At 37.3% G+C, this 12,094-nt stretch carries 10 protein-coding genes; 7 read left to right on the top strand and 3 right to left on the bottom strand.

Going from position 1 to position 12,094, the window contains the following annotated elements:
* Positions 1 to 90 precede the first annotated feature (90 nt).
* Together OK18_RS00160 and OK18_RS00155 are read left to right on the top strand one after the other, a co-directional pair.
* Positions 91 to 969, top strand: coding sequence for a hypothetical protein (locus OK18_RS00160; protein ID WP_050020258.1), 879 nt, complete (start codon positions 91 to 93; stop codon positions 967 to 969).
* Positions 970 to 1,089: 120 nt separating this feature from the next.
* Complete coding sequence (locus OK18_RS00155) at positions 1,090 to 2,022, top strand: polyprenyl synthetase family protein (protein WP_053329253.1); 933 nt, start codon at positions 1,090 to 1,092, stop codon at positions 2,020 to 2,022.
* A 150-nt stretch (positions 2,023 to 2,172) separates the two neighbouring features.
* Here OK18_RS00155 and OK18_RS00150 read toward each other — a convergent pair whose 3' ends face one another.
* A complete protein-coding gene (locus OK18_RS00150) occupies positions 2,173 to 2,466 on the bottom strand; it encodes a hypothetical protein (protein ID WP_053326652.1) in 294 nt (97 codons plus the stop codon).
* A 136-nt stretch (positions 2,467 to 2,602) separates the two neighbouring features.
* Between OK18_RS00150 and OK18_RS00145 the strand changes: the two genes are divergently transcribed.
* Positions 2,603 to 5,035 carry an alpha-ketoacid dehydrogenase subunit alpha/beta gene (locus OK18_RS00145; protein ID WP_050020259.1) on the top strand — a complete coding sequence of 811 codons (2,433 nt, stop codon included), beginning with the start codon at positions 2,603 to 2,605 and terminating at the stop codon, positions 5,033 to 5,035.
* 104 nt (positions 5,036 to 5,139) lie between these two features.
* On the opposite strand, the gene OK18_RS00140 is transcribed toward OK18_RS00145, so the two are convergent.
* Positions 5,140 to 5,523, bottom strand: a complete 384-nt coding sequence (locus OK18_RS00140; protein ID WP_050020260.1) for a winged helix-turn-helix transcriptional regulator — start codon at positions 5,521 to 5,523, stop codon at positions 5,140 to 5,142.
* A 164-nt stretch (positions 5,524 to 5,687) separates the two neighbouring features.
* Between OK18_RS00140 and OK18_RS00135 the strand changes: the two genes are divergently transcribed.
* Positions 5,688 to 6,749 (top strand): NADH:flavin oxidoreductase, encoded by a 1,062-nt coding sequence (locus OK18_RS00135; RefSeq protein ID WP_050020261.1) that lies wholly within the window; start codon positions 5,688 to 5,690, stop codon positions 6,747 to 6,749.
* Between the two features lie 315 nt (positions 6,750 to 7,064).
* Here the strand turns inward: OK18_RS00135 and OK18_RS00130 are convergent, their stop codons facing one another.
* Positions 7,065 to 8,267, bottom strand: a complete 1,203-nt coding sequence (locus tag OK18_RS00130; RefSeq protein WP_053326651.1) for a C1 family peptidase — start codon at positions 8,265 to 8,267, stop codon at positions 7,065 to 7,067.
* A gap of 298 nt (positions 8,268 to 8,565) precedes the next feature.
* Here OK18_RS00130 and OK18_RS00125 point away from each other — a divergent pair, with 298 nt between their 5' ends.
* From OK18_RS00125 to OK18_RS00115, 3 genes are all read left to right on the top strand, one after another.
* Positions 8,566 to 9,084 (top strand): RNA polymerase sigma factor, encoded by a 519-nt coding sequence (locus OK18_RS00125; RefSeq protein ID WP_050020262.1) that lies wholly within the window; start codon positions 8,566 to 8,568, stop codon positions 9,082 to 9,084.
* A 12-nt stretch (positions 9,085 to 9,096) separates the two neighbouring features.
* The gene (locus OK18_RS00120; protein WP_053326650.1) at positions 9,097 to 11,412 is read left to right on the top strand and encodes a T9SS type A sorting domain-containing protein; all 2,316 of its coding nucleotides are present in this window, start codon (positions 9,097 to 9,099) and stop codon (positions 11,410 to 11,412) included.
* 114 nt (positions 11,413 to 11,526) lie between these two features.
* Positions 11,527 to 12,030, top strand: a complete 504-nt coding sequence (locus OK18_RS00115; RefSeq protein WP_050020264.1) for a GbsR/MarR family transcriptional regulator — start codon at positions 11,527 to 11,529, stop codon at positions 12,028 to 12,030.
* Positions 12,031 to 12,094: the final 64 nt, after the last annotated feature.

Raw genomic sequence — 12,094 nt, 5'->3', positions numbered from 1 at the left:
AACGTAGTTTGCGGCTGAGCATTTTTGTCCGTTGAATCTGAACACCGTCTCCTCATACTTCCATTTAAACAGAATGCTTATTTTTGCCTTATGAAAAAAACTCTTCTGCTTTTTAGCTGTATTGTTTTCCAAACTGTATTTTCACAACAACTTGACTTCCTGAAAATAGGAAAGTACAGGCTCGGTTATCTGGATGATAAAGTCCGGGAAACTTCCGGCCTGACTATTTTTAACGGAAAAATCTACACCTTTAATGACAGTGGGAATGCTCCGGAACTTTTTGAAATCAGTAAAACATCAGGAGAAGTGGTAAAAACTTTACCTGTAAAAGGCAAAAATACAGATTGGGAAGCATTAGCCAATGACGGAGCGAATTTCTATATCGGAGACTTTGGAAACAATGACGGAAGCAGGAGACACCTTAAGATCTTTAAAGTTCCTGTTCAAAATGACAGCCTGCGAAATGATCAGATTAAGGAGATCTTGTTCCATTATCCGGAGCAAACCGATTATATTTCCAATTACTTTAATACGGACTTTGATGCTGAGGCAATGATTTTTGCCCACGGAAAACTTCATCTCTTTACCAAAGAATGGGCATCAAAAGGAACAGTACACTATGTGTTAGATCCTGAAATTTATGAAAAGCAGGAAGCTGTAAAAACAGAATCCTATAGAACCCAATATATGGTAACGGATGCGGCCTATTTTGACAAAAAGCTTTATCTGGTAGGATATACAAAGAAAACAGAAGTGTTTTTATATATTTTTACAGAGACTGAGCCGGGTGTATTTTTTAAAGAAAGCCCCAGAAAGTATTATCTGGGAAGTGCTACGGCAATCGGTCAGATTGAAGGAATAGCTGTGGATGAAAAAGGAGTGTATTTTTCAGGAGAAAAGTTTAAATATTCAATGATCCGGGTAAAACCATCTTTCTATTTTGTTCCTAAAGAAAAACTAGGAGATTAATTTTCCCTTAAAATTGGCCGAAAAAAATTATCTTTGTGATATTAATAATTATTCATCCAGCATTCGCAGATTGTGGCAAAAAACATTGTAGAAGAAATCAAGCAACCGATTAACGAAGAAATGAAACTTTTCGAGCAGAAGTTTTATGAATCGATGCAGAGTAAAGTGCCTTTACTAGACAAAGTAACCCGTTTTATTGTTACAACCAAGGGAAAGCAAATGCGTCCTATGTTTGTCTTCCTTTGTGCCAAACTGGTAGGAGATGTTACGGAAAAAACCTATCGCGGTGCTTCAATGATTGAGCTGATTCATACCGCTACTTTAGTACATGATGATGTGGTGGATGAAAGCTTTAAAAGAAGAAATTTTTTTTCTATCAACGCGTTATGGAAGAATAAGATTGCCGTATTGGTGGGAGATTATCTTTTGTCAAAATCAGTATTGTTATCTACAGATCACAAAGATTACGATTTGCTTGGAGTGATTTCGAGAACCATCCGTGAAATGTCGGAAGGAGAGCTGCTTCAGTTGGAAAAAGCAAGGAAACTGGATATTACGGAGGATGTTTATTATGAAATCATCCGCCAGAAAACTGCTACTTTAATTGCGGCTTGTTGTGAAATCGGGGTACTTTCTAACAGTACCGATGAAAATCTTGCCAAAAAGATGATGGACTTCGGAACCTATACCGGAATGGCTTTTCAGATCAAGGATGACCTCTTTGATTATCTGAGCTCTAACGTGATTGGTAAGCCGGTGGGGATTGATATCAAAGAACAAAAAATGACACTGCCTCTGATCTATACTTTAAAAAAAGCCGATGAAAAGGACAGGAAATATTATTTTAATACAATAAAGCGATATAATAACAATCCCAAAAGAGTTAAAGAGCTGATAGAGTTTGTAAAAAGTTCCGGAGGATTGGAATATGCAATTACAGTCATGAAAGATTTTCAACAAAAAGCGAAAAATATTCTGAATGAATTTCCGGATTCTCAAGCAAGAAAATCGCTCCACAGTATGCTTGATTATGTAATAGAACGAAAATTTTAAATACAATCATTATATAAATCGGAATAGATCATATTCCGATTTTCTTTTATAGAGAAGTATTTAGAATTTCAAAAGTTATTAATTTCAATTACAAGTGAGATAAATAATGATTTTATACTATTATATATTGCAAAAACAGAATAAAATTAATTAGAGTATTTTCAGCGTTACAATAATAACAGCTAAAACTATACAAAATAAGGCGATTAAAAATAAATAATCTGCAATAGACTCAAACGTATATTCCCGCTTTTCACTTTTTGTTCTAATGGCCAGAAATGAAAAAAAACAGCTGAAGGCAAAAAGGATGCTGGCAAAACCGGCAAATTCGTCTAAATATGTACCCTGACTGATTTTAGTGATCTTCAGGGAGGTGATGATAATCAGGGAAAAGCCCAAAAGATTGCTGGATGCGTTCAGAATATGAGGCGACTTTTTTTCCATCTTTACAATTTTTTTCAAAATAAAGTACAATTTTTTTTATTATCAAATTTTTAAAAAAGATTATTAAAAATTAAAATTAATTTAAAAAGTGTATATTAGCAAAATACTTGAAGAATAAAAACTTTTATACTTAGCTATGCAAACAACTTATATTGAAACACAGCAAATTTCCTTTCAAGATTTTAAAAATCAGATACTTGAGGATTACAAGTTGGGAAGGGTTTCTCGTGAAATGTCGTATCTTGGAAGAAGAGAAGTACTTACAGGAAAAGCTAAATTTGGAATTTTTGGCGATGGTAAGGAGCTGCCTCAGTTGGCAATGGCGAAGGTTTTCAGAAATGGAGATTTCCGTTCAGGGTATTACAGGGATCAGACTTTTGCATTGGCAGTAGGTGCTTTAACGGTGGAAAGCTTCTTTGCACAGATGTATGCAGATACAAATGTGGAAAGAGAGCCCGCTTCAGCTGGAAGACAGATGAACGGTCACTTTGCAACAAGAAGTTTGAATGAAGATGGAAGCTGGAAGGATCTTACGGCACAGAAGAATATTTCTTCCGATATATCCCCTACGGCAGGACAAATGCCGAGATTGTTGGGATTGGCACAGGCTTCTACCATTTATAAAAGTGTAACATTTGAAGGATCTGAAAAGTTTTCGAAAGGAGGAAATGAGGTTGCTTTTGGTACCATTGGAGATGCTTCTACAGCAGAAGGTCATTTCTGGGAAACATTAAATGCAGCCTGTGCACTTCAGGTACCTATGATTGTTTCTATATGGGATGACGGATATGGGATTTCGGTTCCTACCAAAAATCAAAGAGCAAAGGCAGATATAAGCGAAATGCTAAGCGGTTTCCAGAGAAAAGAAGGGGAAAAACAGGGTTGTGAGATTATCCAGGTAAAAGCCTGGGATTATCCCGCATTATTGGATGCTTATGCTAAAGCAGAACATTTTGCAAGAACAGAAAGCATTCCTGTAGTGGTTCACGTGGTGGATGTTACCCAGCCTCAAGGCCACTCTACATCAGGGTCTCACGAAAGATACAAAAATGAAGAACGTCTTGCCTGGGAAGCAGAATTCGACGGATTGGCAAAATTCAAGGAATGGATTCTGAATTATTCTATTGAAATTGACGGAAAAGAAGAAGTTATCGCTACAGCTGAAGAACTGGATGCAATAGATGAAGAAGCGAAAAAAACAGCAAAAGCAGGACAAAAAGCTGCCTGGGACAACTATCAGAAAACTATTACAGACTTAATTCAATCCATTTTACCTTTAGTGGAAAACCTTAAAGGTCAGAATGCTGAAGTAGAAACTTATATTAACCAGTTTAATAAATTGGTTTCCAAAGCTAAAAAAGATGTCTTCCATTTGGCAAGAAAAGTGTTATTGGCTACAAGGGGAACTAATTCTGCGGAAAGAAACCAGCTGATGCAGAAATACAATGAGGTAGCTGAAATTGAAAAAGATAACTATTCTTCTCACCTGTATTCAGAATCTCAATGGAAAGCTGAAAATATCAAAGAAATCAAGCCGGTATATTCTGACAGTTCTGAAGAGGTAGACGGAAGAGTAGTGATCAGAAACAACTTCGACAAAATTTTCTCAAAATATCCTGAAACCTTAATCTTTGGTGAAGATACCGGAAACATCGGTGATGTAAACCAGGGATTGGAAGGAATGCAGGAGAAATACGGTGCATTGCGCGTCGCTGATACAGGGATTCGTGAAGCTACTATTTTAGGCCAGGGTATTGGTATGGCGATGAGAGGTCTGAGACCGATTGCTGAAATCCAGTACCTGGATTATGTTCTTTACTGTTTACAGGGAATGAGTGATGACCTGGCCACTGTACAATATAGGACTAAAGGAGGTCAGAAAGCTCCTCTGATCATCAGAACAAGAGGACACAGATTAGAAGGGATCTGGCATTCAGGTTCTCCGATGGCAGGAATCCTGAACCTTTCAAAAGGTATTTTAGTATTGGTTCCAAGAAACCTTACGAAAGCAGCAGGTTTCTATAATACAATGCTTCAGGCGGATGAGCCGGCCATTATCGTGGAATGTCTGAACGGATACAGATTGAAGGAGAAACAACCTGATAACCTAGGTGAATTTACAGTTCCTGTAGGAAAAATAGAAGTGACCAAAGAAGGTACAGATGTTACTTTGGTAACTTATGGCTCTACATGGAGAATTGTAACGGAAGCAGCCAACGAACTGGAGAAATTAGGTATTTCCGCAGAGGTCATTGATATTCAGTCATTGATTCCTTTCGATTTATCTCATGAAATTGCTGAAAGTGTGAAGAAAACAAACAGACTGGTAGTAATTGATGAAGATGTGGAAGGAGGAACTACAGGATTTATTTTACAACAAATCTTAGAAAAGCAAAAAGCATTCAGATATCTTGATTCAGATCCATTAACCATTTCTGCTAATGATCACAGACCGGCGTATGCAAGTGATGGTGATTACTTCAGTAAACCATCTGCAGATGATATGGTAGAAAAGATTTACGCGATGTTTAACGAAGCTAATCCTCAGAAATATCCTGCGATATTCTAATTGAAATAAAACAAACACCCGGGCTTTCAGATTTCTGAAAGCCCGGGATGTTTTAAGGAGTTCCTATAAAATAATCTAATGATCAGGTTAAAAAAATAAGACTATCAAATATTGACAGCCTTATTCATTTCTTTTTTTAATATAGCACAATCTCTCGAATGTACTCCTTTCACCTGATATTTTGCTTCCCATTCTTCCAGTAAATATAAAATAGGCAATAAAGCCAATCCTTTTTCTGTAAGAGAATATTCCACTCGTGGAGGGAGTTCTTTAAATTCTTCACGGATAACAAGTCCGTCCGTTTCCATTTCCCTAAGCTGATCGGTCAGTACCTTTCTGGAAATGACATTAATACGTACTGCTAATTCTCCGAAGCGCAGCTTCCGATCCTTGATCACCAGTACAATAATAGGTTTCCATTTGCTTCCCAATGCGGCCATTGCCTTGCCTAAAGGACAGCTGTATTGCATTAATTCATTCTTTTTCATAGGAAGATGTTCATTTTTAGCTTATACCAAACGGGATTTCATCCGTTACTTTGATGTTACTAATGTAAGTTACTGCAAAGTTACCACTATTTTTTTATTAAGAGATACAAAAACGAACTATTATTAGTTACTTTGTGTAACAATTATAAAACATACATTTAAATATGAGCACATCATCATTATTTAAACCGTTTCAATATAAAAATTTACAACTTAAAAATAGAATCGTAATGGCTCCGATGACCAGAGCACAATCTGATAACGGAGTCCCTACTCAGAAAATTGCAGATTACTATGGTAGAAGAGCTGCTTCAGAAGTAGGTTTAATTCTTTCAGAAGGTACCGTAATCAACAGGCCAGGGTCAAAAAACCTCCGGAATATTCCTGATTTCTACGGGCAGGAAGCTTTAAACGGCTGGAAAAATGTAATTGATACCGTTCACCGGAATGGTGGGAAAATGGGACCACAAATCTGGCACGTGGGAGATACCAGAATGTCTGAAGAATATCCTCTTGTGGCAATGGAAAAGGCTTCTACCATGACGATCGAAGATATCCAGGATACCATAGCACAGTTTGCAGCTTCTGCAAAATCTGCAAAAGACCTTGGTTTTGACTGCCTTGAAATTCATGGAGCACATGGATACCTGATTGACCAGTTTTTCTGGGAAGTAACCAATACCAGAACGGATGAATACGGAGGTAAAACCCTGAAAGAAAGAAGCAGATTTGCCGTAGATGTAGTGAAAGCAATCAGGGCTGCAGTAGGAGAAGACTTTACTATTATCATCCGTCTTTCACAATGGAAACAACAGGATTATACAACTAAATTAGCGCTTACTCCAAACGAAATGGAAGACTGGCTACTGCCACTGAAAGAAGCAGGAGTAGATATTTTCCACTGCTCACAGCGTCGTTTCTGGGAACCGGAATTTGAAGGCTCTGATTTAAACTTTGCAGGATGGGCCAAAAAAGTTACCGGCCAGCCGACAATTACTGTAGGATCTGTTGGCTTGAACGGTGATTTCCTGAATGCCTTTGCGGGCCAGGGAACTGAAAAAAAGGACTTATCTGAGCTGATTAGAAGGCTGGACAATGAAGAGTTTGATCTTGTTGCGGTAGGAAGAGCCATCTTGCAGGATTACGAATGGGTAAAGAAGATCAAAGATGGGAATACTGAAGCCTTACTCGATTTTTCAGCGGAAAGTATGGGGGTATTATTTTAAGGTAAATATTTATTATTTCCATTTATTAGCATAATTCACTTTATTTTATATTTAATTTTCACCTATTTATTAAGAAACCCGGTTTCAGAATCCTGAAACCGGGTTTTATTTTTAGTCCCTGCATTGTATGCGGCTCCTAACTGCATTTTCACAGTGTAAGTAAGCAAAAAACGCTAAAGAGCTTTGCAGAGTCCTTAGAAAATAGTAATCTGTAAGAATACAAAAAACAAACGCGCTCCCGGATTTTCCGGGAGCGCGTTCTTAACAGATTTAAATATCTAAAACTACCATCTCAGAAATGGCAGAAGTGATTTCTTATAAACCAATATTTTTAGTAGGTTTCAATTGCTTCAGAATGCTTTTTGGAATTGCATTTTTGTGAACCAGAATCGCTGTTGATTTATATTCCACATATGGTCTGGTTACATAAAGATATCCTGCAAAATCATTGGTAACTCCCCATGAATTTTTCACCATATAATATTCTTTACCGGTCTGGTCTTTTGCCAATCCTACGATATGCATGCCGTGATCATCAGTTGTAGAAAGGTTGTTAAGTGCCTTCTGGCGCATATCTTCAGTGATGGTTTTATCTTTTTTGGGCTCTGTGAATAAAGTTTGCTTGTTTTCAGCTGTGATCTGGTCCAAATCCATATCAGGAACATAAGCAACCCCGTTTTTGTAAGAGAAGTAGGGTTCAGAAACATCAGTAGCCCAACCTACAGAATAGCCTTTGGTTACTGCATTATCAATAATAGCCGTAAGGTCTTTCATCGGAACGTTCCAGTCAGAATCATGGCTCCAGTTATCAGGAATCGGAACTACAAATTTTTGATAATACGGATAATCCTTGTAAGAAGAGATTTCTACATAATCTTCAGGATTAATACCTACAACTTCTTTGGCAAATGTTTTCGGAGTATAATTTTTTCCTTCATACGTAAAGTTGGAAGGCACTTTTCCTAAATACTCATCAAGAATAGCATCTACGGAATCCATCCAGTTGTCGGTTAGTTTTCCTTTCGATGAAGCCTGAACAAGGCTGTCAAGAACCGGTTTCAATTTACCCTGCATTTCTTTGAAGTTATTCGTAGTCTGGCCAGGTTTTAACCCTGAATATACATCCTGCGGAACCGCTCCGTATTTTTTATACATGTTGATGACATCATGAAGTTCACCACCGTCACCCCAGCTGATAGCGCCGTTATTTAAAACATAAAGCTTGGCTTTATCATGGTATGAATTTCTTGCAGTGAAAATTTCAGCAAGATCTACAGGTTTTTTGCCCATTCTCTGCATTTCAGATTCAAGGAAAGAGTTTCCTGAATAGCTCCAGCAGGTTCCTGATGAACCCTGGTTCTTTACTGAAGTCGCTCCAACGTCCTTTAGCGTAGTGAATTGGAAATTAGCATTTTGAGAGTGATTGTTTTTTAATTTGTTGATGAGATCATCCTGGGCAAACATCATACTTCCTGCAGACAAAACAAAAAGTAATGACGCAATTTTTACATTTTTCATTACTATAAAAAGATTATTTGTATTAATAGTCGTTATGTATAGAGATTTGTTACAAAAGGAAAAGTTAAATCTGAAATTGAAATTTTTTGTAAAAAATGCAGGAAAGATAAACCTTCAAATAAAATTTAAAAAGTGAATAATTGAAATTGGTAATGGTTCTGGAAAGTGACATATTATTTTCATCTTCATTTTGGGTTTTCTCAGCCTTATTATCTTTCTTTGTCTTTTATTGAAAAAGTTAACCATGTTTCCAACCCATCTGAACGTTTTTGCATCTATACAAGTATAACGCCTCACTATGGAAAGAGAATTACTATTAGAATGTCAACGTAACAACCGCAATGCGCAGCGGAAAGTTTACGAAAAAATGGCGGGCAGACTGTACTCTGTCTGTAGACGCTATTTAAAAAGAGATGAGGATATTGAAGAGGTATTGGCTGATACCTTCTATAAAATCTTTATGAAAATCGGCCAGCTCCGGAATCTTGATACATTTGATGCATGGGCAAGGAAGATTGCCGTCAATGAATGCCTGCAGAAACTGAGAACAGATAAAGCATTATTTATTCCTTTGGAAGAAAGCCTTGTGAATGCTCCGGAAGGGAGTACAGAGCATATTTCTTTTGAAAAAGACATACTGAATCTTCTCAATTTCCTACCTGAAGGCTGCCGCGCTATTTTTAACCTTTTTGCCATAGAAGGATACCCTCATAAAGAAATTGCAGCGATGCTTTCCATTAGTGAAGGAACATCGAAATCCCAACTCAATTTTGCAAGGAAAAAATTACAGGAACTTTTGATCAACCAGAACGTTTAAACTTTTACAACAATGGAAAATAATCATAATATAGATCAACAATTCAATGAAGCTTCGAAGCTTTCAGAAGAGCCGACAGTATTTCCCGGTTTTGAAAAAGTTTGGACTGCAGTTGAAGAAAAGCTCGATAAAAAAGAAGAAAAAAAGAAGAGTATTCCTTTCTGGCTTCCCTATGGAATAGCTGCAAGTTTGCTGATAGGGTTAGGAACGTTTTATTTTCTGGATAAAAATGATAAGACAGAACCTGTACAGCCGGCAATAACTGGGAACGATAAGAACTCCATGCCTGCAGAACAAGTTAAAAAGATTGATAGCACAATAAAATATCATCTTCAGGATAAAACTATTTCCCCTTCAGTACCGGTCATTGCTTATGAACCTGCTTCTGTTACAATAAAAGAACCTCTTTCTTTTTCTTCAAAACCCGTTTTACAGGAAGTTCAGGAAAATAGTTCCGGAGATGAAAAGATGTTGCATGAAGATACTTTAAAAAGGCAAAACATTGAGGAAGTTGCCATGGTTGCTCCCCGAATGTCAATTCGGAAAGAAACAGTTGTCACCAATGCATCAACAATGCTGATTGCTTCTACAGATAAGGGGGTAATGAGACCTTCAACATCAGTAGCCACTTTGAGAGGAAGTATAGCCGGAATAGAAACCTCTTCCGCTATCAGGGGAAAAGAAGAAATACGCATCCGGGGAGCGGCGGGTATTGATGGCAGGTTTACAGGTCCCTTATATGTTATCGATGGAATTCCTGTAGGGCAAAAAGGAGGAGTTCTTTCCATGCTGGAATCTGAAAAAATTAAAGAGGTAAAAGTAATCAAAGGGACAGAAGCTGCAGCTTTGTATGGAAGCCGGGCTCATAATGGAGTGGTAATCATTACCACAACAGGGTTGTCTCAATCAGAAGTGGAAGTATTGAAGAAAATGGCTTCAGAAAGCAGTGGGGAAATTATAAAAGAACCTGAAGAACCGGAAAAAGAACTTCCGGAAGCAGGTCAGCTGACTGCCGGAGAAGTCAATGATTTTTCTAAATGGGATTATTGGAAGGATATTGCAGCCCCTTCTCTTGAAATGTATAAACAGAGATGGGGGTTCTTTCCGGACAGGAGGGTGTCTGTTCAACTGGTGAATAAAGACGGTAAACCGGTAGCAGGAGAAAGCCTTACATTACTGGATGACAGGAAAAACGTGATCTGGGAGTCTGTTTCGGATAATCTTGGAAATGCGGAACTATGGATTGGGGCCATGATGAATGAAAACCTTTTGAAAATGAAGCCCAGGAAGTATCATATAGCTGATGAAACAGGACAAATTATAAGCACGAATGTTAAGGAATTTAAAAACGGCCAGAATCTGATTGTACTAAACAGACCTTGTTTGGAAAAACGTACATTGGATCTTGCTTTTGTAGTAGATGCCACAGGCTCTATGGGGGATGAGATTTCTTATCTTCAGTCTGAGCTTTTGGATGTTCTGAAGAAAGTGGAAAGCAAGCTTAAAGGGACAAAAGTAAGATATGGTTCAGTTTTTTACAGAGACCAGGGTGATGAGTATGTAACACGTAAATTTGATTTTTCAGATAACGCTGAAGAACTGGTGAGCTTTATTAAAAAACAAAAAGCAGCAGGTGGGGGAGATACTCCTGAAGCTGTGACAGAAGCACTTCAGGTTTCTATTGATGAATTGAAATGGAGCAGTGAAAATTCAACTAAAATCATGTTTTTAATTCTGGATGCACCACCTCATCAATCGGAAGAAAATACAAAAAAGCTGTATGATAAAATAAAAATGGCAGCTCAAAAAGGAATTACTATTATCCCGCTGGCTGCCAGTGATACAGATAAAGAAACAGAATACCTGATGAGGACTTTTGCTTTGCTGACCAACGGAACCTATACTTTCCTTACCAATGACAGCGGAATTGGAAATCATCATATAAAGCCCTCAGCAGATTCTTATGAAGTGGAAAAACTGAATGATTTATTATTGAGGCTGATTCTCCAGAGAGCCACTTTACCGAAATGTGGACCAGGAATTTCCAATGAAAACATCAATAAGAAAATGGAAACTGAAATACATAATCAGAAGAATACCCAAACTGTAGTGTTCCCTAATCCGACAAAAGGGCCTCTACAAATAAAGACAAAAAACAGGATTGAAGAACTTTTCGTCTATGATGTGGCGGGTAAAATTATCATGAGAAGAGAAAACCTTGAAGCAGATAAGAACACCATTGATCTGACCTCTTATCCGCAGGGGACTTACCTGATCCGGGTGAAAACCAATGCAGAATGGGAAACGTTTAAGATCATTAAAAATTAGGATATAAAGCAGGCATTTACAGGATGTCTGTTTTATTTTAAAATTTATTTTCAAAAATTATTGAAAATTCAAAAAATATAATTACATTTGTATCAGAAATTAAATTATATACAGATGCAGCTTTCAGAGGCAAAAGAAAAATACATTCAGACCTGGGGTACTTTTGCGACCAATTGGGGAATCAACCGTACAATGGCACAGGTACATGCATTGCTTTTGGCAAGCGGTAAGCCTTTATCTACTGACGAAGTAATGGATGAGCTGGAAATTTCAAGAGGAAATGCCAATATGAATCTTCGTGCTTTAATCGATTGGGGTATTGTAAGAAAAGAATTTATAAAAGGGGACCGGAAAGAATATTTTGTAGCTGAAAAAGATGTGTGGTACCTCTTTAAACAGATTACCAAAGAACGAAGAAAGAGAGAGATAGAACCGGTAATTTCCTTCTTGGAAGAATTAAAAGATATTGAAGACAAAGATTCAGAGGAAGCAAAAGAGTTTATCAAATTGATGAACGATTTTAGTTCTGTAACCGGAAAGATCAATAATATTATGGATCTTGCAATCAAAAGTGATGATCACTGGCTGGTAGGGAAAATTACCAATTTATTAAAATAGAAAGGGGATGTAAATCCTTTTTTATTTCAAATAAATTTTCAAAAATTATTGAAAATACAAAATA

This window comes from Chryseobacterium gallinarum, assembly GCF_001021975.1.
Classification (GTDB): Bacteria; Bacteroidota; Bacteroidia; order Flavobacteriales; family Weeksellaceae; genus Chryseobacterium; species Chryseobacterium gallinarum.
Note: the sequence above shows the minus strand (reverse complement) of the source record. Positions and strands in the feature narration are given on the sequence as shown.